Here is a 26,786-nt window from a genome sequence, read left to right as displayed (position 1 = left end):
TGTATTTCTTGATTCTTGAGAGTTAGGATATTAGACAACAAGCAGCTGGGCCATTCTAGGGACGTCTGCTGATCGATCTCTTGAGGAGGAAGAATATGAAGGAGAAACACTCAGGTTGGAAAAAGAAGCTGAAGAACGGCGCACTTGTTGTAGCGGTAGCCTTACCGCTGCAGTTGTTCACATTCGGAGCCGCCCCGGCGGTACACGCGGAAGGCCCAAAGAATCCTGCTCCTTTCATTGAAGCCAAAGTCGTCAACGGGCATGCTGGCCAAAAGATTCTGTTCGACAACGCTCATGAACAGACCGCGGGAGCGGCCGACTGGGTCATCGACGGCGCTTTTTCCGACTTTGGCAATGCGCTCGCACAGGAAGGTTACTATGTAAGTGAACTGCGTAAAACCACTCCTATTACTTTAAGCGATCTTTCAGATTATGACATCTTCATAGCAGCCGAAGCTAACACTCCTTATAAAGTCAGCGAACAACAGGCGATGGCAGAATATGTGGAGAACGGCGGCAGCATTTTCTTCATCGGAGATCATTATAATGCGGACCGTAACAAGAACCGCTGGGACGGCAACGAAGCCTTCAACGGCTACCGGCGTGGGGCCTGGGATAATCCGGCCAAAGGAATGAGTGCCGAAGAAGCGGGTTCCGAAGCGATGCAGGGTGTGGTCAGCTCTGACTGGCTGGCAGAAGAGTTCGGCGTCCGCTTCCGTTACAATGCGCTCGGTGATCTCAACGCGACCCACATTGTCGCTCCTGACCAAGCTTTCAGTATCACATCAGGAGTATCGTCAGTAGCGATGCATGCCGGTTCCACGCTGGCTATCCTCGACCCTAACCGGGCGAAGGGGATCGTCTATCTGCCGAACACTAATACTGCTTGGGGCAACGCTGTAGACCAGGGTGTATACAACGGCGGCGGTGTGGCGGAAGGACCTTATGTGGCAGTTGCGAAGAAAGGTGCCGGCAAGGCAGCCTTCATCGGTGACTCCTCACCTGTAGAAGATGCGACACCGAAATATCTACGCGAAGACACAGGTGCCAAGAAAACGACCTACGACGGATTCAAAGAGGCGGACGACGCCAAGCTGCTTGTGAATACGGTCAACTGGCTCGCTGAACAGGAAAATTATACAGATTTTACTCAAGTGAGCGGGCTGATACTGGATCAGCCAACGGCGCTGCTTCCGTTCGAGGAGCCGGCATTGTCAACCGAACCGACGCCGGAGCCTTGGGCCGCGCCTAATGCAGGCTACAAATGGTATGATCCCAGCACCTTCAAGCCGGGTTCCTACGGCGGACCGGCTGCTACAGAGAGCGCGGCGTACAGCTTCACGCACCAGGCGGTGCTGCCGAATGCGCAAAATTTCCTGATCCGTGTCAGTGCGGATCATCTTCCTGCCGGCACCAGTGTATCCGGCTTCCAGTTGGGCATCTACCAAGTGAGCGGAGGCGCCCAGATCGCCAAGATTCAGAACAGCGACGGGACATGGCCAAGCAACTACGGTTATAGCAGCAACTTTTTACTGACGGCTGACCAGAACGGACATGCTTCCAAGGATTTGACAGTCCAGATAAAGCCGGGCACCACGGCCGCATCCAACTTGCGCCTGCGTCTGAACGGTACGAACCTGAAGACGGAAGCAGTCACGCTGGGCAATGTCCCGGCAGAACCGCTCCCGGCTGAGGAAGATCCGGTTCCGGCGGTCATCTCCATCAGCGAAGCCAGATCCAAGACAGCGGGATCACTGGTTACCACTCAGGGGACTGTAACGACCGAGCCGGGCATTTTCGGCGGACAGACCTTCTATCTGCAGGATGAGACCGGGGGGATCTATGTCTACCAGACTTTGAACGGCTTTCATGCCGGTGATACAGTCAAGGTAACGGCATCCACCGCAATGTATAATACAGAGCTGGAACTTGCTGAGGTAGTAAAGATCGAGAAAACCGGCACAGCGGAGCTGCCACAGCCCGTTACGGTTGCAGCGGTGAACGATGTCAACCAGGGCAGGCTGATTAAGCTAGATGGCGTGACCGTGACGAACATCATCAGCGCATCCCCAAGCGGATCATTTGAATTCGATGCTAATGCTGCGGACGGAACCAGCAATCATGTACGGGTGGATGTGCGGACGGGCATCTCGATAGACAGCTTCCCCTATGCAGAAGGACAGAAGCTGAATATTACAGGTGTCGCGGCGATCTTTAAAGGTGTCTATCAGCTCAAAACCAGAAGCCTTGCAGACTTCGCTGCTGTTGAAGAGAATGCTGCTCCGGTGACGACGGCTTCGCTGTCGGCCAATCCTAACGCTTCCGGCTGGCTGAATCACCCCGTCGAAGTTACCCTTACAGCCAATCCTGGCACGGCTACCATCTATTACGCGCTGGATGACAAGGCAGAAGCTGTATACAGCGTACCGGTAGCCGTAATCGAAGACGGCCGGCATACACTGACATACCATGCGGTGTCGGGAAAGGATAAAGTGGAAGCCGCCCAGTCGCTCAACATCCATGTTGACACGACTCCGCCCGCTGCCGAGCTGACGGAATCCGGCCATGCGATCGGAGATGTGGAGGAATCAGCTCAGCTTCACTTTGAACTTACTGCCACCGATGCCTTGTCGGGTGTTGCCTCCAAACAGCTTCTGCTGAATGGGCAGCCTATTGCCGAACGCCAGAGCTTAAGCGCCGCCGAGCTGGGCGCCGGGTCTCATACCATCGGGTACATCGTAACTGATGCCGCAGGCAATACCACAGAGAAGAGCTATTCCTTCCGAATTATGAGTGGGACCGTACTCGCAACGGACAAGCCCGGCCAGCCGGTGTTATCCTCGAACAGCGGCTATGCCCATGGCCTTAGTGACGGCAATTATACCGTCAGCATGAACCTCTTTTGGGGTAACAATGGCACGGGCTATAAGCTCTATGAGAACGGTGTTCTTATCGATAGCCAATCCCTGAAGGATGTATCTCCGTCTGCGCAGACTGCCAGTACGCAAATTCACGGTAAAGTAAACGGCACTTATGTATACACGGCAGAGTTAACTAATAAATACGGCACGACAAAAAGTAATACACTTACGGTGACCATCCGCGATGCGAGTCCGGGCAAGCCGGTGTTGTCCCAGGACAATTGGGACGGAGACGGCACCTACAAGGTGACGATGAATCTGTGGTGGGGCACTAACGCCACCGAGTACCGCCTGTATGAGAACGGACTGCTAATCGACACACAGCCGCTGAATGCTAGTACGCCCGAGGCGCAGAGCGCAGAGACTGCCATCAATAGCCGTACACCCGGCGTGTACGAATACCGGGCAGAACTGGTTAATCCCGCAGGAGCGACTGTTAGTGATACGATTAATGTAACCGTCAACCGCTAGTGGAGACGTACAAAAAAAGAGCAGCCAAGGCTGCTCTTCAGTGTTTCGAGAAACCCAAGGTCATATATGACCTTGGGTTTCTTCGTTGGTTTCTTCGACATGCAAAAAACAAGCCTACAAGTAAACCAAAATATCACGTATCTTGATACAATCTAATTTTCCTCAGGGCATCATTAGCGATGATAAACACGTTACTCAGCGCTTCCGGTACATCCTACGCTACATCGCCGCTTATAACATATACCTGCTCAGCTACTTCCGAAATTGGTTGTAATAAATCCATGCACTGAGCGTAATATTCTGGGTTCGTTTCAATACGCGACGATACCCAGAGCCTTCGGTATCAGTAAAATTCTTGGAAAATTAAATGCATGTGTACACCAGCATCCAGCTTAAGTTGCAGTAGGTTGCTATAAATTTTTTTGAACACAACCCACTTTGCCATGCGATTTAATACTTTGACAATTGTTTTTTCTCGGAAAAGAAAAAAACGAGTGTTAGTTGGTGTTAAAAGGCAACTCGTTATCAGATGTAAAATCAGTTTCATTGAATTTACAATTTTCGAGTACATACTAGTTTATTATCCGGAATATAATCCGCAAAAGCATACAAGAATACCAAATAAACAAAAAACCACATGGAACTTGTTACATTCCATGTGGTCAAATCTGGGGAGGCTTCTTCGCTAAAACTGCTGTTTTTTGATTACTACTCCATGTCTGCCCATTCTATAAAATGGCAATGTTCATGACAATTATTTTAGCCATATTGTTTGTATTACCTTTCTCAGGTCATAATCATAAATGTTGAGGTAACTTTTAGGCGTAAAGTATTGTCTATAAGATGCTCGTTTGATTGGGTATAATAACTTCCATTTATCAACGTTTAAATTGGCATACAATACCGTCTCTAGTTCCTTGTCTTCCTCAAACCTTCCAACTTTACCTATTAATAAAAATCTATTTTCTACTTCAAACCTTTTAAAATCGAACTCCTTTTCGGATAAATATTTGTTGGGGCTGTTTCCAGACACTCGTACAGCGAGATTTTTTTCTAAATGCGAGTTAATGTCTGTTTTTGCAATCCATCCTGTATCATCTACATATTTAGACTCTGTTACACAAATATAACTTCCGGCTTTTAAAATTTGTTGTGCATCATCAAGATTAACTGCGAACTTTATAGGAATAAAGTTCAGTAAAATTAGAATTACTATTAAAAATAACACACATAAATATATTGTTCTCTTCACTCTCCTAACTAATTTCAGTACCATATTATATCCCCCTTACCTTGTAAATTTTAATAAAGTCGCTCCACTAGCAGCTTCGGGATACCTTGCTGATCCAGTACTGGAAAATCCATAGGGCATCCTCGCTGATTCAGCAAACTTTGCATAAGTTATTCTAACCTTCAAACTCACCGCTTCACCTTATAAAACTCATGATACAGCTTCATCAGCGCCCTCTTCTCAATCCGCGACACATAACTCCGCGAAATCCCCAGCTCCTTCGCAATCTCCCGCTGCATCCGCTCTTCCCCGCCGGTATCGAGCCCGAACCGCCCCACTACAACTTCCTTCTCCCGGTCATCCAGAATATCGAGATTACGATATATCTTGCTCTTCTCGATCTTCAGATCCACTTCCTTCACAATATCATCTGCGTCAGAGCCCTACTATGCGAGTTTCGATCCGATCTCGGGCTCTAAATCCCCATCAAAATTTCTTCAGAAATTCTTTAGATTTCTCCCACCTGATTCCTCAGAATTTTTAGTTACTATTTCTGTATTGAAGTAAGCGAAGGAGTTGGCATGTTGGCTAGTAATACGATCTTAGAGCTAATTAATCAGTATGGATATCTGATTTTTTATCTTGCTTTCACGTTTGGCCCTTTTGGAATTCCTATCCCTAATGAAATAACGATCCTTACCGGTGCTACTCTGAGCCATATGGGAGTGATTAATCCGTGGATGACTTACTGCTGCGTTTTATCAGGATTATTAACTGCCTTTACGCTTTCTTATTTTGCAGGTAAATTCTTTGGTCAAAAACTGAAGAACAAATTTCTGAAGAATAGACATTTTCAAAGGGCCGAGCAGATTCTCATCAAACGAGGACATACGGCTATGTACATAGGTATGTTTATTCCAGTTGTACGATATATCATCCCCATGTTAATCGGACTGAGCGGTACAAGCTATAAACGGTTCGCCCTTATATCATATTCTAGTGCTTTAGGTTGGACCTTACTTTTTTTCTCCGCAGGAACGTTCTTTGGAAATCATATTCTCACCAAGTTGTTCACCACCTAAAATTCAGAAATTCATGGAGGAAAATCAGATGGGATTTAAAGAAAGTTATTTATTCTTACGAAGCTTTATCCAAAATCCAAAACGGGTAGGTAGCGTTACACCAAGTTCCCGATTTCTGGCACGCAGCATGGTAAACCAAGCACCTTGGCATGAGATTAAAGCAGTCGCAGAGCTCGGATCAGGCACAGGTGCGATTACTCGTTTATTTAATGCTAAGATAACTAACACAACTAAAGTTCTGCTATTTGAGATGGATAAAACGATGAGTAATAACTTAAAGATGAGGTATCCTAACTTTTCTTGCCATCGTAATGCTGCTTATTTAGTAGAAACAATGAACAATTCGAATATTCATCAGTTAGATTGTATTTTTAGCGGATTGCCCTTTTATAATTTTGAACCTGAATTAAGAAATACTTTGGTTAAACAGATTTATGAGTCCCTTAAACCTGGAGGATTATTTATCGCCTTTCAATATTCACTTCAAATGAAGAAGCAACTTACCGAATATTTTAATATTGATACAATAAAATATGTGCCACTTAATTTCCCACCCGCTTTCGTCTACGTCTGTCGTAGAAGGGAAACATAATAAAATAAATATAAAAGGGAGCCGCAGCCATTGAATACAATCCTTGTTGTAGATGATGATTCGGAAATTCGCGATGTGATTCATGTTTATTTACGGAACGAAGGTTATCAAGTGCTTGAAGCAGAAAATGGGCAGGAGGCACTGAATGCAATAAAAACAACAGCGGTTCAACTGGTTATTCTAGATGTCATGATGCCTCAAATGGATGGTATTACAGCCTGCCTCAAAATAAGAGAAATCTCCAATACTCCAATCATCATGTTATCAGCCAAGCAGGAGGACATTGATAAAATCACAGGTCTAACTACCGGAGCAGATGATTATATGATCAAACCGTTTAATCCGCTGGAACTACTGGCTCGTGTAAAAGCACAGTTACGGCGCCAGTCCTTAATTGGAAAGGAGGAATTCAATTCACTGCTTATTATTAAAGATCTGATTATAGATAAAAGTAAACATTCTGTGAAGGTTAACGGAACTGATGTTTCATTGACTCCACTAGAGTTTGCGATCTTATCGCTGCTGGCAAGCCGGCCTGGGCAAGTGTTTAGCTCGGAGCAAATTTATGAGAGTGTATGGAAAGAGCCCTACGGGTATTCCGATAATACCGTAATGGTTCATATTCGTAATTTAAGAGAAAAATTAGAGAAGAACCCAAGAGAACCTCTGTATATTAAGACTGTCTGGGGAGTTGGATATAAAATTGACTAACCTTATGCGAAATCTGCAAATAAATAAACGTATTCAGACCAATATCTTAATCCGGATGGTACTCAGTTTAGTAATTACCATTACGATAAACACCTTACTCAGTATCTTATTCTTTTATCTTGGTAAAATCACGAACCTGAAATGGTTGTTCGACGCTCTCGCCTACCTCCTTACACCAATGTTTTTAATTATTTATGTAATTACATTTTTTACATTGACCCGGCGGATCGTCAAAGACTTAGTTGCGCTGGAGCAAGGACTTCAGATTATAGCTGAGGGTGATTTGGGTTACCGGGTAGCTGTTGAGCGGCAAGATGAACTAGGATTGGTCGCGGTAAATATCAATCGGATGGCAGAGCGCTTAGAGCAGCAGATCATCAGGGAACGTGAAGCCGAAAAATCCAAGATGGAAATGATCACGGGAATTTCGCACGACTTACGTACCCCCCTTACAAGCATTATCGGATATATTGAGCTTTTACGTACAGAATCGTACCAAGATAAAGAGGAATACACACGTTTTATTCAAAACACCTATAACAAGGCTATTCATTTGAAGAAACTACTCGATGATTTGTTTGAATATACCCGGCTTTCCTCGGCTGACTCCCGGTTAAACCTGGAGAGAATTGATTTGTCACAGCTTTTGAATCAATTGTTGTTTGAATTCGAACCGCTCGCTCAAGAAAACAACGTTCATCTCGTCAAAGATATTGCTAAAAGTCCTATGATCACGCTAGTCGACAGTGAGAAAATCGCCAGAGCCATTGATAACCTGCTCATGAACGCTTTAAAGTATTCTCTCAAACCGGGAAACATTTGCATACGAATGATAGCGGATTCGGAACAATGTACCATTGAGGTTGAAAATAAAGGAACACCTCTCACAAAAGACCAAGAGAATCGTCTATTTGAACGATTTTATAAGGTCGACCATTCCAGAAAGAGCGAGGGAATTCAAACCGGAGCAGGTCTTGGTCTTTCTATTGCCAGGAATATCGTTGAGCTGCACCATGGAACTTTATCACTTGAACATAATCATGATATCTTCACATTTCGAATGAGTCTGCCTTTCCCATAGGACCTTTGAGATATTATTTAGAGCGGAGTTGTTATTAATGATGTCTGAATATTCGCTTTTCTTACGAGGCTTCTTCAAAGATCCGAAGCGGGTAGGAAATATCCTCCCCAGTTCTAATTCATTGGCTAACAAAATAGTCCAATCTGTACCCTGGCATAATGTAAATGCTGTTGCAGAGCTTGGAGCTGGTACAGGTGCTATCACACGCCTAATCACTTCTCAGCTTACAGATTCTACTCCATTAATATTGTTTGAACGGAATAAAAAAATGAGAGAATACTTAAAAGTACTTTATCCGGAATGCTTGTTTCATTCCAATGCCAGCTACCTGCTCAAGAAATTAAAACAAGAAAATATCCGTGAGTTAGATTGTATTATTTGTGGATTACCATTTTTCAACTTTTCAAATGAAATGCGAGAGCATATCCTCCATCAGATTGTTAAGTCACTTAGACAAGGCGGGATTTTAGTTGCATATCAGCACACCTTGCATATGAAAAGAAAATGGGCTAAACAGCTACTTATAGAGAATATTCAGTTTGTGCCCAGTACTTTCCCTCCAACCTTCATTTATATTTGTCGTAAAGGAAATAATTAATAGCAGTACCAGATAACCGAAAACACAATTCTGCAACTAGAATACCACCCATAATATCCGCTAAAACATGTTGTTTTACCAGTACAGTAGACACAATAATAAGAATGGACATGGCGGCAGTCATCAACCAAATCATTTGCCCAAAAACACGCGTTCCCCTTAGCATCAGATAGCTGGTAAGCACATGAATACTCGGAAAACAGTTGTATGGATGATCATAACTATATACAAAACTAACCAATTGATGGATAAGGTCGGGTTCAGAAAGAACATCGGGTCGTTGAATCCCGGTTTGAAACAGAGCGAAGAAAGCATAAGAGATGATGAGACCACTGCACTGCGCAATTAGTGTCTGAAAATAGATTTTCCTGTCCTTGAAAGCAAGAGCAATCAGCACAGTCGTAATAAACGGATACCATAGTAAGTAAGGAATAATAAAGGAAGGGATAAAAGGTATCTTTTGATCCAGGCTCGATTCAAGGCTATAAACATGAACTCCCGGGTGATTCAGTATATCATAAAAAACGTTTATTACAGGAACGACTAAAAGCCATAACAGAGACAGCCCTACTGATTTAGAGGATCCTTTGTTAGAATACGTCAAGTTCTCAACTCCTAAATGGGATTAACCATATACCATTTTAGAGTGGAACTCTGAAGAACTTCAGAGGAAATTTCTAAAGATTTTCTGAATTTTGAGATTCAAAATGATCATTCTTTTATAACGGGTTAAAAACAAAACCTTATTAAAACAACAAGCAACTCATCCGTAGACAAGTTGCTTTTGGACATTCTATGTTTTTATTACTAACTACTTTGTAATTATCATTTCCTTTCTCACCGCTTCACCTTATAAAACTCATGATACAGCTTCATCAGCGCCCTCTTCTCTATCCGCGACACATAACTCCGCGCGAGCTCCCCATCTCCTTCGCAATCTCCCGCTGCGTCCGCTCTTCCCCGCCGGTATCAAGCCCAAACCGCCTTACTACAACTTCCTTCTCCCGGTCATCCAGGATGTCCAGATTGCGGTAAATCTTGCTCTTCTCGATCTTGAGATCCACTTCCTTCACAATATCATCCGCATCGGAACCGAGGATATCGATCAACGTAATCTCATTGCCTTCCTTATCCGTCCCTATAGGATCATGCAGGGATACATCCTTTTTGGTCTTTTTAAGCGATCTCAAATGCATCAGGATTTCGTTTTCTATACAGCGGGCAGCAAATGTAGCAAGCTTCGTCCCTTTATTCGGGCGGTAACTCTCAATGGCCTTGATCAGCCCGATGGTGCCGATGGAGATGAGGTCCTCCATGTCTTCGCCGGTGTTGTCGAATTTTTTGAGGTTGTGGACACGATACGATGTAGATTTAATCTTATTTCATCTAAAAAAGCCCATTTACATGCCTATATTCTTGCAAAGCTTAATTGTAAGAACAATTAATATCCATTTAAGCATTGATGATCAACTCCTAGAAATGTGCTGATCATTTAATAAGTTTGAACATTATAAATACTTCTACTTTACTGTTCATATCCTTTCTCTATTTAACTTACGAGCGTAATTTCTATAGCTTAATATACAAGCAACAATTAAGAAACATACTATCAATACCTTAACCCATACAGGATAATTAAGCTGTAAGTTTGCCCATATTCCTACGACTAGTATAATTGCCAGTAATATAGCTTGCAGTATCTTTTTGGTTCCGATCTTCATTACAAACCTTACCTCCTTTATTCTTGATGCTTCATCTCAGAAATCCGTTCATTAACGATGTAAAGGAGTTCATTTACATCTTTTAATCCTCCGGCAAATCTTATTTCTTTACCAGAGTATTTTTCCAAAAAAATGTAGCTTCCTTTTTTGGTTATCCCTCTTAACTCATTCATTTCAATTTCTTGTTTATGAATAAAATCTTTCAAAGTGATTTTTTTATCAGTAATAATTACCTTAGTTGTATTAATGCCAATTAGAAAAACAATAACTACTATCATAAAAAAAACAGCAATTATAACAAGTGGAATATTATTTTTTTTCCACATCAATATGAATACATTTACACACAAAAAGGTGGCTGCGATAGCTGGTAAATTAGCTGTGAGAGGTAATTTATAGACCATGGGGTATCTAATATGAATTTTACTAGGATCTACGTTTTTTCCTTTGTTATTTTTATATTGGATATAAAAAAAGACAATTAGATATATAACAATACTTCCTATAATTATAGTTCTAGTATCTATACTAATCTCTCCTTAAAAAACTTACTGAGTTCTCTTTTACTATCACTAAGAGAACTCAGCTATAATTTAATTAACTAAATCTAATAAACTATTAATTAAAGTATCCAAATATAGACCTAAATTATCATCTCTTATATTCGCAGTGGCTGCTCCGATAGCTATGTTAGCTATAGTATCAATATCAAACATACTCCCCCCTTCATACAGAGTCATTATAGCTTCATTAACACCGGAACCAACAAGCCCTCCAGCTATTAAATTTCCAGTTAAAGCACTTATAGTACCGGTTACACTTGTTCCAGCAAAGGAAGCAAAGGCAGAAACACCAGCATGCTCTAAGCTTTCTCCATCAAGTAAATCATCAAAAAATGTTATGAGCCCATTTGCAGCTGCTATACCAAAAATAACACTCCATTCAATGGCAATGTGACCACTTGGATCTACATATTTTAATGGATTATTCACCACATAAATATACGGATTCTGACTATCCGGATGGTTCAGTCTGCCTTTCCAGGTATCTTCTGTGATAAATCTCCCGACACTTGGATCATACCAGCGTGCACGAAGATATTGCAGCTGCTGCCCTTCATCCCAGTATTCCCCAGAGTAGTGGAACGGGTTCGTGTACTGATCTGCTTCTTCTTTTACAGTTGGATTACCCCAAATATCATAATCGTAGGTGTTCAGGAGGCTCTGATCCTGTCTGTACAGGTTAACGACATCGCTATGTCCGTTTTGGAGATAGTATCCCACTGTCCCCCACTGGTTCTTCATGCTGATTAACTGCAATCCGCGGACATAACGGGCTTTGAAGTTGATAGTACTACCGGATACGTTTCCTTCGGCGATGATATTCTCTCCGTCATAGTAATAGCGGGTTGTACCGCCATCATTCTTTTCGCGCATGTTTGAGCTGGTTAGCGCCATCATAGCTATTCTTCCATTGTATCTGTTTGCGGGCTCGAAGCGGTTGACAGCTGTACCGTCCTGTTGCCTTTTACATCATATCCATACTGTTCATTACCCTCTGAACTGGAAATGATATACACTCACGATAAGGCAGCACTTTTCACCTACAGTCATACAGCAGAGAATATTGTTCCTAGCAGCGTCAATGCGTTCCGAGAACTAGAAAAAAGCAACTCATCCGCAGATAAGTTGCTTTTAATACATCTATTGTAGTGACTCTTTTTTATAGCTTATCCCTCACCGCTTCGCCTTATAAAACTCATGATACAGCTTCATGAGTGCCCTCTTCTCAATCCTTGATACATAACTCCGACTAATCCCCAGCTCCTTCGCGATCTCCCGCTGCGTCCGCTCTTCCCCGCCGGTATCGAGCCCGAAGCGCCCCACTACAACTTCCTTCTCCCTGTCATCCAGGATGTCCAGATTACGATATATCTTGCTCTTCTCGATCTTCAGATCCACTTCTTTCACAATATCATCTGCATCGGAGCCGAGGATATCGATCAGTGTAATCTCGTTACCTTCCTTATCAGTACCTATCGGATCATGCAGGGATACGTCCTTTTTGGTCTTTTTAAGCGATCTTAAATGCATGAGGATTTCATTCTCGATGCAGCGTGCTGCAAACGTAGCCAGCTTCGTGCCTTTGTTCGGGCGGTAGCTCTCTATGGCTTTGATCAGCCCGATGGTGCCGATGGAGATCAGGTCCTCCATGTCTTCCCCTGTGTTGTCGAATTTTTTTACTATGTGAGCTACGAGACGAAGATTATGCTCAATCAGCAAATTCCGTGCCTTGGCATCTCCCTCGGCCATCATGCCTAAGTATTTGCTCTCATCCTGCTCCGAAAGAGGCTGGGGAAAAGCGTTATTCCTTACGTAGGATACCAGCAGCGTCAGTTCTTTGATTAACAGCGCGATCGTGCTTATTATGCCTGGCAAATTGCGACACCTCCCGCACATGTACAATGAAACCGGTAAGTAGTCCGAACTACGGGTTCATGGTCCTTTTATTGTATGTGGGTAGATGCCTAGAAGTGCATGTACGGAAGAAATAGGTACGGGCTGTGAAGTGCGCTAGAATTCAAGCTACATGATTTGTTGTACTCTTTTGTAGACCAAACCGAGTTCTGACTGTAACTTCTCTCCTGTTCGACCTTGAACAGCGGTATCACAGCATCTCCGTAGATCCCAGCTCGTTATTGCTTCGGGTCCTAAATCTAGGTTGATAGGATTATCCCATAATAGTTTACATAGTTAATTCTTTGAATTAATCCTATCAACAAAGATCATCTTTATAATTAACTTCACATAAGCAAGCCTTACATACGATACTGCATTGGAGTTTAGGATAAATCTTTTAGACTAAGAGGAGCGAATAACATGTTCAAGAAGAGTATTCACCGAAGGTTGTCATTCATATCGAAAAGAGCAACGATGTTCCTGCTACTCATCACGGTTATCATCAGTACTCTTCAACCCGCAGGCATTATCGCCGCTGACGTGCCCCTCCCCCATTCCATCGTCATCGAGGATTTCGAGAATAACCTAAGTGATAATGTGCTGGTTCAAAAAAGAAATTTCTCAGGTGCCATGAGTCTGGAAGCGGATCCCCGGCATGTCCGTTCAGGGAATAATTCCGTACGTTTGGATTATGACTACATAGGTGTTAAGGAAAACCCCTCCTATGTATATATTGGACCTAAGGTTCCCTATCTCATTTCCGGACTTCCCCAAAAAGTAGGGATGTGGGTGTACGGAAACAACGATGGACATCTTATTTTCAGCAAGTTCAGAGATGGCAACGGAAAGTCCTTCGAGGTGGAATATTTGGACGAGAACGTTGGCGTGAACTGGAAAGGCTGGAAATACATTGAGGGGGATATCCCGCAGGACAAAGTGGGACCGATCCAGCTGGAAATATACATGCGGATTGAGCAATCCATCTTCGACAAGAAGAATAAAGGAACCGTATGGGTAGACGATCTACGCTTGGTCTATGAGCAGGACCCTGCTGAAGATATGAGCGTCCCGGTACTCGGCATGGTGTCCCCGGCGAACGAAGCCGTTATCGATACGCGTTCACCGCATATTCAGCTTACGGCCACCGATCTTCAATCGGGCATTGACCCCGGCTCTGTTACCTTAAATCTGGATGGACATCCTGTGAAGAGCGGGTATGAAGCGGCTACAGGCATGATCTCCTATCAGCCTTCTTCTCCTCTGGCAGGGGGATATCACACTGTTCAGTCAGCTGTATATGACAGATCCGGCAATCCCGCCGAGCTTGTCAGCTCCTTTTTCATTCAAGACGGCATTCAATATCATCTGGACGCCCCCCCGGAAGTCATCAGCAACAAGACGTTCCAATTGAAACTCCAGATCAACAATGCGGCTGACTTAACGGATGCTTATGCCCAGCTCCAATACGATCCGCAGACTCTGGAAATCACCACTGCTGAACCTAAGGTACCAGCATCACTCGTTAAGCAGAACGAGATTGACCCTGTAAAGGGAACGTACCAGCTGCAGCTTGCCGGACTAAGCAATCCATCGTTACCGGCTGACGGAACCATTGCGCTATTGAATATGACGGTAAAGCCCAGTGCCAAAATGGAACGCGGCGAGGCATTCAAATCTATCGAGATGATCGACGGGAGTTTTCGAATGACCGCAGGGGAGGCTGTCTATGCACTAGCTGAACCCCACAAGTATACGATTGGGTTCCCTTATATCCTCACTGTGAAAGGGAGCTCACTCCATACGAAAAGTACGCTTCGTGTCACGGATGATGCAGGTGTACCTGTCGAAGGGGTCTCCATTATCCCATCTGATCCTCTTCTTCCCCAGTATTTTGCTGAAGTGACTTCTGTATCGTCTGATGTCTATGCGGATGCTGATCCGGGATCGGCCAAGCTCGCTTCCGCCGCTCCAGGTGAACAATTCTTCTCGACTGGAGTGATTCGTGGGGATTATACTGCCATCCGGCTACCGGACGGGAAAGTCACGGGCTGGATTTCAAATGCAGCGGTTCAAGTGAAGCTCCTGAAGGATGGATGGGGTCTTACCGATGCGAAGGGTGAAGTCCAGACGTCTCTGGCTACCTTGGCCTTAATGAACCTTAATCTCCAGGCAGTAAACGGGGATAAAGTCAGCAGGGTGTTCTCACTTTCTGTAGTCCCGCAGCTTGGGTCAGAGGAGCCTGAATATGTGCGGACCTATGTAACAGAGGATTTGAAAACCAGCCAAAGCATCGTCTGGAGAACTGCCCCACGTATAGAGAACGGTATCATTCAATATGTAAAAGCCAGTGACTTCACAGGTTTTGATCAGCCTAATGTCAAGGAGCAGACTGCTACGCCCCAGCTGCTGTCAGCACCTGACCGTGTGGGGGAAACCTTGTTCCACAAAGGGATACTGCAGAGCCTGTCACCGGGTACGAAATACATTTACCGTGTGGGAACTCCGGGGTTGTGGAGTGCTCAGCATACGTTTACGACAGAGGCAGCAAACCCGGAAGGATTTTCTTTCTTGTTTGTAACTGACTCTCATACCAATACCGAAGATGCCTACCATATTCATCAGGACCTGATGAGCAGTGCTTTTACCCATTATCCCAATACACGGTTTGTCATGCATGGAGGGGATATTGTCGATAATGGCGGGATTATGAATGAATGGGAACAGGATATGAAGGCTTCACAGCTATACAGCGGCAGTATTCCCTCTGCCTATACTATAGGAAATCATGATGTAAAGAATGGCGGAAAAGATGTATTTATTAACGCTTTGGGTCAGCCAGGTAACGGAATGGACGGGCAACAGCATTTGAATTATTCATACGATTATGAAGATACACATTTTGTTGTGCTGAATTCGGAAGCGGATGAAATAGATATGCAAAAGCAAGCAGAATGGCTGCGGAAGAACTTAAATGCCAGCTCGGCAAAATGGAAGGTCGCCATGTTCCACCGCCCTGCCTATCATACAGAAGACGGGCGCGGACCTGAACTGGTCACCAAATATCTGGCTCCTGTCCTTGAGGAGCTCGGGGTAGACCTGGTACTGGTGGGCCACGATCATGCACTCGCTTGGACTTATCCTATGAAGAATGCCCAGCCCCTGAAGGATGGCAGCCCAGGCACCGTGTATCTGTCTGGCGGTTCCTCCGGCTGGAAGTTCTACGATGCCGTCAAATTTGATTACCTGGAGTATCTGTATGATGATAATTTCCCGGTCTATTCCGCCATCTCGATCAACAAAGACCAGATTTTAATTGAAGCAAGAACGACAGATGGCCAAAAACTGCAAACCTTGACTATTCAGAAAGCAAAAACTGTTGAACCTGATCCGGAACCGGAGCCAAGCACAAAACCAAGCCCGAACCCAACTCCAGCTCCAAGTCCTGAACCCAGCCAGATGCCAACTCCGAACCCGAACCCAACCTCTGGTACGGGGACAGGCTCGAACCCTGGCATGATGCCAAGTGCAGTGCCTACTGCAACACCTGCAGTTGTTCCTTCAGATAAGCCTGCACCAGTTAAGACGCCGCCAACTGCTGTTTTTGCTGAGGGAGTAAGCGCTCAAGCCTTAAAAGAGACACTGAAGAGCATGATTGCCGCGAAAGACGGGGACATTCCCGTACCAGCCCTTAAGGATATAGCTGGCCTGTGGAGCACCCGGACGATCATGACTTTTCATAAGTTGAACATTATCAAAGGTTATTCCGATGGCTCATTCAAACCAAACCAAAGTATTACCAGAGGGGAATTTGCCGCAATCCTTACCAAAGCCTTTGGTTTGTTGAAGTCGGATACTTCCATTTCATTAAGTGACATTAATGCCCATTGGGCCCAAGAGGCCATTGCCGTGTTAGCCTCCAATGGTGTCATTGCCGGTTACCCCGATGGAACCTTTAGGCCGGACCGGGACATCAGCCGCTCCGAGATCGTTACCATCCTGTCCAGGATTGTGAACTTCAATAGCGTCACACCGGTAAAAGGGAGCATCACCTTCAGTGATACAGCAAGTGCATGGAACAAGGACCAGATTGCCAAAGCTGCCGAAATCGGTCTGATTAGTGGTAGAGGCAACGGCAAATTTGCCCCGGCTCAATCATCAACCAGAGCAGAGGCCTTGACCATTATCATGAATGCCCTGTGCCTGGATCCCGAAATCAAAGCATTGATGGATCAGATCTCGAAATAAATCTGTGTAGAACCTGCATACATGATCAAAAGACCTTTATCCCCCGAAAGTGTGGAGATAAAGGTCTTTATTTATCCAGCATTTGGTTATGGCCAATCTACAAATCCATTATTCATCCGATTCTATTTCCCTGGACCCAAGCGTCTGTACGGGACGGTTATCATGGGGAAAAATAGCTGCAAATTGGCTAATTTGCGCTTCGGACCATTGAACCGGATGTTCCAGGACGATCCACTGTACGCCTTCGGTGCAGGGGGGCGTGGTAAGCGATCCCTGATATCGGAAGGAATGAAGGTCTGACGGAAGCAGCTTGTTCATGTCGAAGTCACCCTGGATCGCAAATTCTTCTTCACTTTCTTCCTTCGGAAGTACGGACCACAGCTTGCTCAGTTCGGCATTTTCAGTGCCTTTCGTGATCAGGACACTTAGCACCGCAAGCTTGCCGTCTTCATTTTTGTGCACGAAATGAAGCTCCATATCCGCATGCTTGCCATCCACCTCATGTTCACTTGGCAAGTGCAAGTGGAACTGCTGCAAGGTATACGTTTTCCCTTCAATAGTAATACGATTGTCCTGGTTCTTCAGATTAACCTGAATGGTGTGGCCGTTATTAATCATAGATACCGGGGATGGTGAATACTCCACTTCGACGGGCGACAGACTCTCGTCATCTTTAACTTTCTCCTGGAGAATATTGACGGGTGACTGGGTCTTGCCGGTACTGCATGTTGTGAATAGTTCGTCGAGCTCTGCCCAATGCTCAGGTGACGTCTCCCCTTCGTAGGACCAGTGGGCATGGTGAGCGCTGACTGGAACCGACGGCTCCTGTTTGTTCGCTGCTTCGTTATTCTGTGTGTTACCGCCGCATCCCGCCATCACAGACATGACCATAACCGGAAACAAGATTTGGGATAACCTTTTGCTCAGACTCATGCAGATCCTTCTTTCTTATATTTTGTGGAAAACTACTATAATATAGTAAATAATCACGCACGGGCTCTCAAGTGAAAAAAGGCTCAAGGTTTGCAAAATGAGTCTAACTATCCATACCACAAGGGTGACTCCCCACTTCCTGGCACAGGGTCTGAGCTGATCAACCGGAGGCTTTCAAGGTTTTCTGTATATTACTGGGGAATAACTATGTATTTCAGCGGCCCTCTATGCGTTGCTTACAGCGCGGAGGCAAATCGTGTAGTCTCTTCCTCACAAAAAAAAAAGAGTACCCGCTCCTCCCTACAGAGCCAGTGCCTCTTCCGTAATCTGTCTGATATCAATTGAAGAAATCGTTTCTTCGTTAACCATGTCCGGCAGAATCTCCGCCAGGAAATACTCGACACATTTTAAATCGATGTTCTTGATCTTGATCAGGGCGTTGCGGTACATCACCACAAATTCCTTCTCCGTGTTCCCCCTCTGCAGTTCGGCAAAAGCCTCATATACCTGGTCCATCTTGTCGGCCACTTCCAGAATCAGCCCTTCCACCGACTCATCCTTGCCTTCGCGCAATTGATGGTAGAAGATGCTTTTGAACTCCTCCGGAATATGCTCCTTAATGAAGTTATCGATCATCCCCTCTTCAACCTGCTGGATTAAGGAACGAAGCTGCAGAGATGAATGTTTCACCGGGGTTTTGATATCACCAATAAAAATCTCACCATAATCGTGGCTGCTCGTAATTTCGTATAGCTTCTTCCAGTCAATAACTGCGCCGTTCTTCTCCTCGATGTCTGCCAGCGTTTTGGCGTACTGCACGACCTTCCAAGAATGGGCCGCTACGCTATGCTCCTCAAATTTGAATTTGCCGGGACAGCGGATAATACGTTCCAGTTCATTCAGCGAGCGGAAATATTTATGAATTCCCATGCCATTCCTCCTGTGACTTGATGTTGTTATGATCCGGTATTGTCTAGCTAGTATAAGCATTCAATGTTAATTCCGAATAAACAAGCTTACAGGTTATGTAAAAAACGGGAGCCATGAAGCCCTATTCTTGTATATGCCAAGCCTTCCCCGCCTTACTGCCGATACCATCCCCGACTAAGGTCGAGACTAAAGAACAGTCTTCAGGCCGTTTTGCAGCATCATCAATAGCTATACAATAAACACATAGACAACGGCTAAGACGAACCGTTCACTCGGTTCAACCCATAGGAGAGGAAGAGAATATTATGAAAAAATTGTATCGTTCCCAAAGTGACAAAATGATCAGCGGCATCTGCGGAGGTTTGGCCCGTTCCCTGAACATCGACAGCACCATCGTCCGGCTGTTAGTTGTAGCCACTGCCCTATTCAGCTTCGGCACTGTAGCATTCCTGTACATTCTGGCTAGCATCTTGGTTCCAAAAGAGAACTATAACAGCTACCCCGAAGGTTATGAGTATTACTAATTCAAAGCTACTATACCCAGTACCACCATATATGAAAATAAAAGGAGAAATGAACATGAGTATCTTTCAAAGAATTACGACCCTAACCAAAGCAGCCATCCACGAAGGACTGAATAAATTGGAGGATCCGGTATTACTGACCGGACAATATTTACGGGATCTGGAGGAAAAAATAGCTGTTGCCGAGACCAGACAGCGTGAGTTCCAGGCTGCAGCAAGTGTTCTGGAGCGGCGCATCCATGAGAACCAGGTGTTGGCTGAGCGAAGCGAAGCGGAAGCCGTGCAGGCAATGAACGAAGGGAATGAGCCTGCCGCCAGAGCAGCGGTAATGGCAAAACTGCGTTACACCGAGAGTATTCAGGAATGCACCGCAGGCCTGGAAGAAACACGCGAAACCCTCGTTGTCCTGGAGAGCAGCCTGCTGAATGCCAAGGAAGAACATAAACGGCTAAAAGCCAAAAGAGCCGAGCTGGCTGCCCGCGCCCGCAAAGCGGCAGAGATGAAGCGTTCTGCCGAAAGCACCAGTTATGCTGGCTACACAGGTAAACCTGGACAGATCCTGAATCCCGGGGCTGCTGCGCGTGGCTTCGACCGCATGGAAGACAAAATCAGCGAATGGGAAGCATCCGCCGAAAGCACAGCACATTATTCCGCCGGCATCCCCGAATCTCCGCTGAACAGCGCCGTTGAAGCTGAGCTGGAACGTCTCCGCAGCCGGAACTGAATTCAACCGCCTTTATGTACAAGTAAAAACGGATACCGCCTTCCCCGGCGGTATCCGTTTCTGCTTATATACAGGTTGGAATATTAGTTCATATCACCTGTCCTTCAGGCTCTGAAGACTTCGTATATCGGTTCGCTGGCACTCTAAGACCCAGATTTCCCCGCAGGGTGTCACTTTCGTATTCGGTGCGGAACAATCCCCGTTCCTGTAGAATCGGAACCACGTGGTCCACGAATTCCTCCAACCCGGTTGGCACTGCGGCTGCAATCATAAATCCATCTGCCGCCCCGCCTTCGAACCAGGCTTGAATCTGATCCGCCACCTGCGCCGGTGTACCAATGAAGCTGCTACGCGGAGTAGCTGCTTGCAGAGCAACCTGCCGCAGAGTTAGGCCCTTTTCCTTGGCATCTTTCTTGATTTTATCCGTGCCGCTCTGAAAGCTGTTCCGTCCCAAATCCCCCAGCTCCGGAAAAGGCTCATCCAGCGGATATTGCGAGAAATCATGATGTTCAAAGAATCTCCCCAGATAATTCAGGGCATTCTCAATCGTTACCAGTCCGGCAACCTCCTGATATTTGCGCTCCGCTTCCTCAACTGTCTCGCCAAGGATGGGACCTATGCCTGGAAAGATCAGTACCTCATCCGGGTTTCGGCCAAAAGAAGAAGCACGCGCCTTCACATCCCTGTAGAATTCCTGTGCTTCCTCCAGCGTGTCATGTCCCGTAAAGACAGCGTCTGCCTCTTTCGAGGCATAGTTTTTCCCTACCTCAGAGGAACCGGCCTGGAAAATAACCGGCTGCCCCTGTTTCGAGCGGGCGATATTCAGCGGTCCTTTGACGGAGAAGAACTCCCCTTCATGGTCCAGCGTGTGCATTTTTGCCGGGTCAAAAAAGGCTCCTGTTTCCTTATTACGGATAAATGCATCGTCCTCCCACGAATCCCATAAGCCTCGCGCTACCTCCAAATATTCGGCAGCAATGCGGTACCTTTTGCCATGATCCGGATGCTCCTTTTTACCATAATTCAAGGCGGAGCCTTCCAGTGGAGAAGTCACCACATTCCAGCCTGCGCGTCCGCCGCTGATCACATCCAGCGATCCGAACTGCCGGGCCACGGTAAAAGGCTCGCTATAGGAGGTGGACAATGTACCAACCAGCCCGATTTTGCTGCTGACCCCCGCAAGTGCGCTAAGAATCGTCAACGGCTCAAAGCGGTTCAGGAAATGCGGAATAGATTTCTCATTAATATACAAACCGTCTGCTATAAAGATCAGATCCAGCTTACCTTCCTCAGCCTTCTGCACCCACTGCTTATAAAGTTCAAAGTTTACACTGGCATCCGGTTTGGCGTCCGGATGACGCCACATGGAGGTGCTTCCTCCAACACCGTGCAGCAACGCACCCAGTTTCAATTGTCTTGGCTTGGTCATGTTCATTCCTCCTAAAAGTTTTATGGAGCATTACTACATGAGATACTTCGCAATAAAACTGGCTTCGAAAGCATAAGCTTAAGTTTTATGGAGCTAAGTCCCAGGCTTAATGGACCACGACAGCTCCCTGCTTGATCCGTTCAATCTGGACCAGATGAGTCTGCACATGCGCTGTAAAGCTGCGGACAATATCCGTAATTCTGACAACTTCACCTTTAAAATTAATCCCGCTTTTCTCCCATTCGCTGGTTTTGAGCCGATTGAACAGCAGGCCGTTGTAGTGCAGCAGACTGTGGAACAGCTCCAGACTATCAGCGGCATGACCGGCATTTGAGTGTTGTCCGCTAACCCAGGCATCCTGATTAAATGCTGGCAGCTGGACCTTAGTACCCGCCAGAATGTCACGAATGCGGAAGGAAATGACAATGCTGTGATCAGCCAAATGCGCCAGCACCTCGGTGACACTCCAGCTGTCCGGTGTTGCCTTCCATCGTAGCTGTTCTTCTGTTAGACCTTCTATGGATTGTGCCAATTGATCATACGTATATAGATAATCCCGGATTTGCGCGTTACTCATTAGTACTCCTCCTTAGGAAGTCCAGACTGCTGCCGGACCTGTGATGAATCGAAGCTTGACAGGAAAATGGCTATGAAGATTCCCCCTCTTCCGCAGACAAATGTTCCAATACCCGTACAGCCAGATCAGCAAAGAACGCGGCTCCCACAGGCAGTGCCGATTCATCCAGATTGAAGGAGGGATGATGCCACTCCCGGCTCCCGTCAGTCCCTACAAAGACGAACAGCCCGGGAACCACACGCTGATAAAAGGCAAAATCCTCCCCTGCCGGCGAAGGCCGAGGCTTCACCCGTTGAAAGCCGAGGGCATCGGCTGTTTCTTCTCCGAGCCTTGCCAGCTCCGCATCGTTGTTCACCGGCGGCGGACCGCCGAGCCAGCGCACGGATGCTTCCGCTCCCAAAGCACCGGCCACCCCGGATGCCACCTGCTCAAAGCGTTCAAGAACTCTGCTTCGCACAGCTTCATCAAAAGTACGAATCGTTCCCTCCAGCACCGCTGTCTCAGGAATAACGTTCCACGAGTTGCCGCTGTGCACTTTGGTAACACTGATCACTGCACTTTCCAGCGCGCTGACGTTGCGGCTGACGATGCTCTGCAGCGCCGTGATGATATACGAAGCTGCCACAATGGGGTCTATCCCCGCCTCCGGTACCGCCGCGTGTGAACCAGATCCCCGTACCTCAACCACAAAACCATCGGCGGCAGCCATTAACGGACCACTGGTGATTCCGATCGTACCTACCGGCAGATCCGGTTTATTATGCATGCCGATAACTGCACGGACACCTTCCAACGCTCCGCTGTCTATAATCTGCAGTGCGCCCTTCGCCTTTTCCTCAGCTGGCTGAAACAGAAACCGCACCGTCCCTTTCAACTGACTTTCCTGCTGCTTCAAGTGTTGGACGGCTCCAATGAGTGCAGCCGTATGAAAGTCATGGCCACAGGCATGCATTTTACCGTGGTATAGCGATGCATAAGGCAGACCGGTTTCTTCCTGAATCGGCAGCGCATCAATGTCGGCCCGCAGAGCAATCATTGGCCCGCCCTGCTGTCCGCCCACCTCTGCGATGACTCCTGTTGTCAGCCCGTAGTCGGTGATGCGCGCTCCGGCCTGTTCCAGCAGTGCTGAGATATAAGCAGTCGTAGCATACTCTTCATTAGAAAGCTCCGGGTGCCGGTGCAGATGCCGACGGATTTCAATCAATGTCTCCGTAAAAGCCTCCGAGCGGAACTCCACCGTTTTATTCGTCATTGCAGGCTCCCTCCTCAAAGTGTTGTAAGGACTTCAGCAAAGGCTTCCCTTAGCAATTCAAATGAACGGACCCTTTTGTCAAAAGGCTGAACATTGGTTGTGACGATAAACTCTTCAACACCGGATGCCTCCGCCAAAGCCAGCAGCTGTTCACGAACGGTTTCCTTTGTTCCTTTGGTAATCTCCGGCTCCTTTTCTTCTAGCGTATAGGCTTCTGTGCTTTGCCGTGTGAATTCCTCAGCCTGCTCGCGGGTCGCTACCGTAAGTGTCTTCCCGCTGGCCAAATGAATCCGGATCAACTTGTGCGCTCCGGCCAGCGCCTTCGCCTCCTCTTCCGATTCAGCGACAAGCACGGCAAGCGCAAGTATCGCTTGTGGTTCCTTCCCTTGCGAAGTGTCGAATCTGCTCTTGTAGAGACGAATGGCTTCCAGAGCCACCGTCTGATCACCACCAATGAACAACGAGAACACATACGGCAACCCTAACTCAGCAGCAATTTCTGCGCTGGCTACACTGGCACCAAGCACATACAGCTCCGGTGGAGTACCGGGGATCGGGCCTGCCTTCAACCCGAACAGTGGATGATCTGCCTCCAGCCGGTTATGTACATATTTTTCAAGTTCAATTATTTTATCCGTCAAAGACGCAGCTACGTCTCCTCCCTGCCGTAACGCCTGTGTACTGCGGGGCAACCCCCCAGGCGCACGGCCGACCCCCAGATCCAGCCGTCCCGGAGCCAGTGATGCAAGCACATTGAAATTTTCCGCTACCTTATAGGGGCTGTAGTGCTGCAGCATAATCCCGCCGGAGCCGATCCGGATACGTTCTGTCTTCGCCAGCAGATGCGAGATCAGCACCTCCGGGGAGGAGCCTGCCACCTGCTCGGAATCGTGATGCTCCGAAACCCAGAACCGGCGGAAGCCAAGCCGTTCGGATAACTGCGCCAGCGTGATCGTATGCTGAAAGGCTTCCTCCGGCGTTTCACCGGGATAGATTGGACTTTGATCCAGTACACTTATTGTTATAGCCATAGCGTTGCCTCCTAAATGGAATAATTCAGCTCCGGCGTAATCCGCTTCAGAAACTGCTTGGTTCGTTCTTCCCGCGGATGATTGAACACTTCCACAGGTGTTCCTTCTTCGACAATAACTCCGCCATCCATGAAGACCACGTGATTCGCCACGTCGCGGGCAAAGCCCATTTCATGCGTCACCACAATCATCGTGATGCCTTCCTTGGCAATTTTACGGATGACAGCCAGCACCTCGCCCACCAGCTCCGGGTCCAGCGCAGATGTAGGCTCGTCGAACAGAATCACTTCCGGCTCCAGTGCTAGCGCTCGGGCGATGCCGACCCGCTGCTGCTGGCCTCCGGAGAGCTGGCTCGGATACGCATCCAGTTTGGCGCCTAGTCCGACCTTTTCCAGCAGCGCTACACTTCGCTTACGCGCTTCCTCCTTCGGAAGCTTTTTGACAATTAGCAGCCCTTCCATCACATTCTCCAGCGCCGTTTTATGGCGGAACAGATTGTACTGCTGGAAGACCATCGCCGTTTTTTGCCGCAGCTGATGAATATCCTTTTTGCGGGCATGCTTGCAGTTCAGCCGGAAATCACCAATCGAGATCTCTCCGTCGCCGGGCTTTTCCAGATAATTCACACACCGCAGCAGCGTGGTCTTGCCTGAGCCGCTGGGTCCGAGAATAACCACTACTTCGCCTTTGGTAACGGTTAGATCAATATTGTTTAGCACCTGATGGCGGCCGAAGGACTTGGATAGATGCTCAATCTTAATCATACGACTCCCCCCCGATTGTATAGGTTGATCCGTTTCTCGATCAGGGCGGTGGCCCGTTCAATCAGGAACGTAAGTCCCCAGAAGATAAGTGCTGCCGCCAGATAGGCCTCAAAAAACTTCCAGTTCGTCGAAGCCACAATCTGGGCCTTGGCATTGATGTCCACAACCGATACGGTAAAAGCAAGAGTTGATCCATGCAGCATCCCGATGACAGAATTGGACAGGTTGGGCAGACCAGCCGCCAGTGCCTGTGGAAACACAATCCGCCACAGGGCCTGGGGTGTGGTCATGCCTACGGAATAGGCAGCTTCGATCTGGCCGCGGTCAACTGCGAGCAGACCAGAGCGTACAACCTCAGACATATAAGCTCCTGCTGTTATTGAGAAGGAAATATAGGCAAAACCGATCATAGGAATGGATACAGACCGGAAAGCCCAGCCAAAATGGACAGCCAGCCCGTCAATCAACATCGGCAGCCCGAAATAGATCAGCAGCAAATGGGTCAGCATCGGGGTCCCGCGGATAAAAGTGACATACCCTACAGCCAGAGGATACAGAAACGGGACTTTGTAAATCCGGATTAAAGCCACAGCTACCCCGATCACGAACCCGGCCACAACAGAGACCAAAGTAATATACAACGTGGTAGGGATTGCACTCAGCATCTGTACGAATGCCGTCCATATAAATGAAGGATCCAGCTTCATAATCCGCCACCTCCTTTACCCGGTCCCAACTCTGCAATGATCTGCCGGTAAGAACCGCCTTTTTGCAGTCTAAACATTTTTTTCACGGGACTGCTCCGTTCCTCATGACGCAAGAGACGCCGTTCCGCCACCAACAACAGTTTCTCAATCGTATAGCTGATCACCAGATAGATAAGGGCCAGTGCAATATAAGTTTCAATAAAATGCTGGCTGATACTGCCTAATGTTTGCGCCTTCCCCGTCATCTCCATCACCCCAAGGGTAAAAGCCAGAGAGGTATCCTTCAGCAGCGCAATGACCAGATTGGAGAATACAGGAACCGCAATCCCTAACGCCTGAGGAAGTACAATCCGTGAGAAAGCCTGAAAAGAGGTCATTCCTGTCGCGTACGCTGCTTCTACCTGCCCCCTGTCCACTGCCGTTACAGAAGCCCGTATCATCTCGGACATGAAGGCTCCCGTATGCAGACCGTAGGTCAGAATCACAAAGAAGAGTACAGGCGTCCGCGTCACATCCACTGAAATAAGCTTTAGAATCTCCGGCAAGCCGTAATAGAACAAGAACAGCTGGATTAGAATCGGTGTCCCCCGGAAAAATGAGATATAGATCTCCGCTAAGGTCTTCAGGACCGGCACCTTATACAGGCGGGGGAGGGCAATGAGGAATCCGACAAGGACCCCTGCCAAAAGCGAGCAGGCAACAATCCAAAGTGTGGTACCCAGCGTAGTCAACAGCTTGGGCAAAAACGAGAATACATAACTGATATCAAATGGCGCGCCCATATAGCAGCTCCTTCCCCCGAT

Annotated in this window: 23 protein-coding genes and 2 pseudogenes; 9 read left to right on the top strand and 16 right to left on the bottom strand. The window is 46.9% G+C overall.

Annotated elements, in window-relative coordinates:
* Window positions 1-95: 95 nt before the first annotated feature.
* Window positions 96-3,392, top strand: coding sequence for an endonuclease (locus ACAN54_RS13765; protein WP_379155573.1), 3,297 nt, complete (start codon window positions 96-98; stop codon window positions 3,390-3,392).
* A gap of 754 nt (window positions 3,393-4,146) precedes the next feature.
* Here the strand turns inward: ACAN54_RS13765 and ACAN54_RS13760 are convergent.
* Together ACAN54_RS13760 and ACAN54_RS13755 are read right to left on the bottom strand one after the other, a co-directional pair.
* Complete coding sequence (locus tag ACAN54_RS13760) at window positions 4,147-4,668, bottom strand: hypothetical protein (protein WP_379155570.1); 522 nt, start codon at window positions 4,666-4,668, stop codon at window positions 4,147-4,149.
* A 143-nt stretch (window positions 4,669-4,811) separates the two neighbouring features.
* A pseudogene (locus ACAN54_RS13755) lies at window positions 4,812-5,066 on the bottom strand (sigma-70 family RNA polymerase sigma factor); the annotation flags it as partial.
* Window positions 5,067-5,207: 141 nt separating this feature from the next.
* Here ACAN54_RS13755 and ACAN54_RS13750 point away from each other — a divergent pair.
* The 5 genes from ACAN54_RS13750 to ACAN54_RS13730 are packed head-to-tail and all read left to right on the top strand — an operon-like array spanning window position 5,208 to window position 8,687.
* Window positions 5,208-5,705, top strand: coding sequence for a DedA family protein (locus ACAN54_RS13750; RefSeq protein WP_379155567.1), 498 nt, complete (start codon window positions 5,208-5,210; stop codon window positions 5,703-5,705).
* A 28-nt stretch (window positions 5,706-5,733) separates the two neighbouring features.
* A complete protein-coding gene (locus tag ACAN54_RS13745) occupies window positions 5,734-6,297 on the top strand; it encodes a class I SAM-dependent methyltransferase (RefSeq protein WP_379155564.1) in 564 nt (187 codons plus the stop codon).
* A gap of 30 nt (window positions 6,298-6,327) precedes the next feature.
* Entirely contained in the window at window positions 6,328-7,008 is a 681-nt protein-coding gene (locus ACAN54_RS13740; protein ID WP_379155561.1) for a response regulator transcription factor, read from the top strand.
* A gap of 4 nt (window positions 7,009-7,012) precedes the next feature.
* Window positions 7,013-8,089: a sensor histidine kinase gene (locus ACAN54_RS13735; RefSeq protein WP_379155558.1), complete on the top strand. Its 1,077-nt coding sequence runs from the start codon at window positions 7,013-7,015 to the stop codon at window positions 8,087-8,089.
* 40 nt (window positions 8,090-8,129) lie between these two features.
* Window positions 8,130-8,687: a class I SAM-dependent methyltransferase gene (locus ACAN54_RS13730; RefSeq protein ID WP_379155555.1), complete on the top strand. Its 558-nt coding sequence runs from the start codon at window positions 8,130-8,132 to the stop codon at window positions 8,685-8,687.
* Here ACAN54_RS13730 and ACAN54_RS13725 read toward each other — a convergent pair.
* The 5 genes and pseudogenes from ACAN54_RS13725 to sigK (ACAN54_RS13705) form a co-directional block, all read right to left on the bottom strand.
* Window positions 8,656-9,291: a phosphatase PAP2 family protein gene (locus ACAN54_RS13725; protein ID WP_379155552.1), complete on the bottom strand. Its 636-nt coding sequence runs from the start codon at window positions 9,289-9,291 to the stop codon at window positions 8,656-8,658. The genes ACAN54_RS13730 and ACAN54_RS13725 overlap by 32 nt on opposite strands.
* A 233-nt stretch (window positions 9,292-9,524) precedes the next feature.
* A pseudogene (gene sigK / locus ACAN54_RS13720) lies at window positions 9,525-10,039 on the bottom strand (RNA polymerase sporulation sigma factor SigK); the annotation flags it as partial.
* Window positions 10,040-10,425: 386 nt separating this feature from the next.
* On the bottom strand, window positions 10,426-10,812 hold the full coding sequence (locus tag ACAN54_RS13715) for a hypothetical protein (RefSeq protein WP_379155549.1): 387 nt from the start codon (window positions 10,810-10,812) through the stop codon (window positions 10,426-10,428).
* Between the two features lie 189 nt (window positions 10,813-11,001).
* Window positions 11,002-11,868: an RHS repeat-associated core domain-containing protein gene (locus ACAN54_RS13710; RefSeq protein ID WP_379155546.1), complete on the bottom strand. Its 867-nt coding sequence runs from the start codon at window positions 11,866-11,868 to the stop codon at window positions 11,002-11,004.
* Window positions 11,869-12,144: 276 nt separating this feature from the next.
* Window positions 12,145-12,846: an RNA polymerase sporulation sigma factor SigK gene (sigK, locus tag ACAN54_RS13705; protein ID WP_054939435.1), complete on the bottom strand. Its 702-nt coding sequence runs from the start codon at window positions 12,844-12,846 to the stop codon at window positions 12,145-12,147.
* Between the two features lie 441 nt (window positions 12,847-13,287).
* Between sigK (ACAN54_RS13705) and ACAN54_RS13700 the strand changes: the two genes are divergently transcribed.
* On the top strand, window positions 13,288-17,112 hold the full coding sequence (locus tag ACAN54_RS13700) for an S-layer homology domain-containing protein (RefSeq protein WP_379155541.1): 3,825 nt from the start codon (window positions 13,288-13,290) through the stop codon (window positions 17,110-17,112).
* 108 nt (window positions 17,113-17,220) lie between these two features.
* On the opposite strand, the gene ACAN54_RS13695 is transcribed toward ACAN54_RS13700, so the two are convergent.
* Both ACAN54_RS13695 and ACAN54_RS13690 read right to left on the bottom strand, forming a co-directional pair.
* The gene (locus ACAN54_RS13695; protein ID WP_379155538.1) at window positions 17,221-18,045 is read right to left on the bottom strand and encodes a carbonic anhydrase; all 825 of its coding nucleotides are present in this window, start codon (window positions 18,043-18,045) and stop codon (window positions 17,221-17,223) included.
* A gap of 300 nt (window positions 18,046-18,345) precedes the next feature.
* A complete protein-coding gene (locus tag ACAN54_RS13690; RefSeq protein WP_379155535.1) occupies window positions 18,346-18,975 on the bottom strand; it encodes a YfbR-like 5'-deoxynucleotidase in 630 nt (209 codons plus the stop codon).
* Window positions 18,976-19,280: 305 nt separating this feature from the next.
* On the opposite strand from ACAN54_RS13690, the gene ACAN54_RS13685 reads away from it, so the two are divergent.
* Both ACAN54_RS13685 and ACAN54_RS13680 read left to right on the top strand, forming a co-directional pair.
* The gene (locus tag ACAN54_RS13685) at window positions 19,281-19,499 is read left to right on the top strand and encodes a PspC domain-containing protein (RefSeq protein WP_379155532.1); all 219 of its coding nucleotides are present in this window, start codon (window positions 19,281-19,283) and stop codon (window positions 19,497-19,499) included.
* Between the two features lie 55 nt (window positions 19,500-19,554).
* The gene (locus tag ACAN54_RS13680; protein ID WP_379155529.1) at window positions 19,555-20,223 is read left to right on the top strand and encodes a PspA/IM30 family protein; all 669 of its coding nucleotides are present in this window, start codon (window positions 19,555-19,557) and stop codon (window positions 20,221-20,223) included.
* Between the two features lie 88 nt (window positions 20,224-20,311).
* Here the strand turns inward: ACAN54_RS13680 and ACAN54_RS13675 are convergent, their stop codons facing one another.
* The 7 genes from ACAN54_RS13675 to ACAN54_RS13645 all read right to left on the bottom strand — a co-directional run bounded on the left by ACAN54_RS13675 (window position 20,312) and on the right by ACAN54_RS13645 (window position 26,765).
* Window positions 20,312-21,652 (bottom strand): LLM class flavin-dependent oxidoreductase, encoded by a 1,341-nt coding sequence (locus tag ACAN54_RS13675; protein ID WP_379155526.1) that lies wholly within the window; start codon window positions 21,650-21,652, stop codon window positions 20,312-20,314.
* A gap of 106 nt (window positions 21,653-21,758) precedes the next feature.
* The gene (locus ACAN54_RS13670) at window positions 21,759-22,229 is read right to left on the bottom strand and encodes a DinB family protein (protein WP_379155523.1); all 471 of its coding nucleotides are present in this window, start codon (window positions 22,227-22,229) and stop codon (window positions 21,759-21,761) included.
* Between the two features lie 70 nt (window positions 22,230-22,299).
* A complete protein-coding gene (locus ACAN54_RS13665; protein WP_379155520.1) occupies window positions 22,300-23,481 on the bottom strand; it encodes an amidohydrolase in 1,182 nt (393 codons plus the stop codon).
* A gap of 14 nt (window positions 23,482-23,495) precedes the next feature.
* Window positions 23,496-24,512: an LLM class flavin-dependent oxidoreductase gene (locus ACAN54_RS13660; RefSeq protein ID WP_379155517.1), complete on the bottom strand. Its 1,017-nt coding sequence runs from the start codon at window positions 24,510-24,512 to the stop codon at window positions 23,496-23,498.
* Window positions 24,513-24,523: 11 nt separating this feature from the next.
* Window positions 24,524-25,276, bottom strand: a complete 753-nt coding sequence (locus ACAN54_RS13655; RefSeq protein WP_379155514.1) for an amino acid ABC transporter ATP-binding protein — start codon at window positions 25,274-25,276, stop codon at window positions 24,524-24,526.
* The gene (locus ACAN54_RS13650; protein ID WP_379155511.1) at window positions 25,273-25,983 is read right to left on the bottom strand and encodes an amino acid ABC transporter permease; all 711 of its coding nucleotides are present in this window, start codon (window positions 25,981-25,983) and stop codon (window positions 25,273-25,275) included. Before ACAN54_RS13650 ends, ACAN54_RS13655 begins: the two co-directional genes overlap by 4 nt.
* Entirely contained in the window at window positions 25,980-26,765 is a 786-nt protein-coding gene (locus ACAN54_RS13645) for an amino acid ABC transporter permease (RefSeq protein ID WP_379155508.1), read from the bottom strand. The genes ACAN54_RS13650 and ACAN54_RS13645 overlap by 4 nt, the downstream gene beginning before the upstream one ends.
* Window positions 26,766-26,786 lie beyond the last annotated feature (21 nt).

Source organism: Paenibacillus diazotrophicus, from assembly GCF_042610465.1.
The sequence above is the reverse complement of the archived record's forward strand: the minus strand, read 5'-3'. Positions and strand labels throughout refer to the sequence as shown.

What these genes read in the sequence shown, in the direction of transcription:
- ACAN54_RS13765 (WP_379155573.1), top strand. Translation starts at nt 96, where the DNA reads ATGAAGGAGAAACACTCAGGTTGGAAAAAGAAGCTGAAGAACGGCGCA.
- ACAN54_RS13760 (WP_379155570.1), bottom strand. Translation starts at nt 4,668, where the DNA reads ATGGTACTGAAATTAGTTAGGAGAGTGAAGAGAACAATATATTTATGT.
- ACAN54_RS13745 (WP_379155564.1), top strand. Translation starts at nt 5,734, where the DNA reads ATGGGATTTAAAGAAAGTTATTTATTCTTACGAAGCTTTATCCAAAAT.
- ACAN54_RS13735 (WP_379155558.1), top strand. Translation starts at nt 7,013, where the DNA reads ATGCGAAATCTGCAAATAAATAAACGTATTCAGACCAATATCTTAATC.
- ACAN54_RS13730 (WP_379155555.1), top strand. Translation starts at nt 8,130, where the DNA reads ATGTCTGAATATTCGCTTTTCTTACGAGGCTTCTTCAAAGATCCGAAG.
- ACAN54_RS13715 (WP_379155549.1), bottom strand. Translation starts at nt 10,812, where the DNA reads ATGGTCTATAAATTACCTCTCACAGCTAATTTACCAGCTATCGCAGCC.
- ACAN54_RS13710 (WP_379155546.1), bottom strand. Translation starts at nt 11,868, where the DNA reads ATGATGGCGCTAACCAGCTCAAACATGCGCGAAAAGAATGATGGCGGT.
- ACAN54_RS13700 (WP_379155541.1), top strand. Translation starts at nt 13,288, where the DNA reads ATGTTCAAGAAGAGTATTCACCGAAGGTTGTCATTCATATCGAAAAGA.
- ACAN54_RS13695 (WP_379155538.1), bottom strand. Translation starts at nt 18,045, where the DNA reads ATGAGTCTGAGCAAAAGGTTATCCCAAATCTTGTTTCCGGTTATGGTC.
- ACAN54_RS13690 (WP_379155535.1), bottom strand. Translation starts at nt 18,975, where the DNA reads ATGGGAATTCATAAATATTTCCGCTCGCTGAATGAACTGGAACGTATT.
- ACAN54_RS13685 (WP_379155532.1), top strand. Translation starts at nt 19,281, where the DNA reads ATGAAAAAATTGTATCGTTCCCAAAGTGACAAAATGATCAGCGGCATC.
- ACAN54_RS13680 (WP_379155529.1), top strand. Translation starts at nt 19,555, where the DNA reads ATGAGTATCTTTCAAAGAATTACGACCCTAACCAAAGCAGCCATCCAC.
- ACAN54_RS13675 (WP_379155526.1), bottom strand. Translation starts at nt 21,652, where the DNA reads ATGACCAAGCCAAGACAATTGAAACTGGGTGCGTTGCTGCACGGTGTT.
- ACAN54_RS13670 (WP_379155523.1), bottom strand. Translation starts at nt 22,229, where the DNA reads ATGAGTAACGCGCAAATCCGGGATTATCTATATACGTATGATCAATTG.
- ACAN54_RS13665 (WP_379155520.1), bottom strand. Translation starts at nt 23,481, where the DNA reads ATGACGAATAAAACGGTGGAGTTCCGCTCGGAGGCTTTTACGGAGACA.
- ACAN54_RS13660 (WP_379155517.1), bottom strand. Translation starts at nt 24,512, where the DNA reads ATGGCTATAACAATAAGTGTACTGGATCAAAGTCCAATCTATCCCGGT.
- ACAN54_RS13655 (WP_379155514.1), bottom strand. Translation starts at nt 25,276, where the DNA reads ATGATTAAGATTGAGCATCTATCCAAGTCCTTCGGCCGCCATCAGGTG.
- ACAN54_RS13650 (WP_379155511.1), bottom strand. Translation starts at nt 25,983, where the DNA reads ATGAAGCTGGATCCTTCATTTATATGGACGGCATTCGTACAGATGCTG.
- ACAN54_RS13645 (WP_379155508.1), bottom strand. Translation starts at nt 26,765, where the DNA reads ATGGGCGCGCCATTTGATATCAGTTATGTATTCTCGTTTTTGCCCAAG.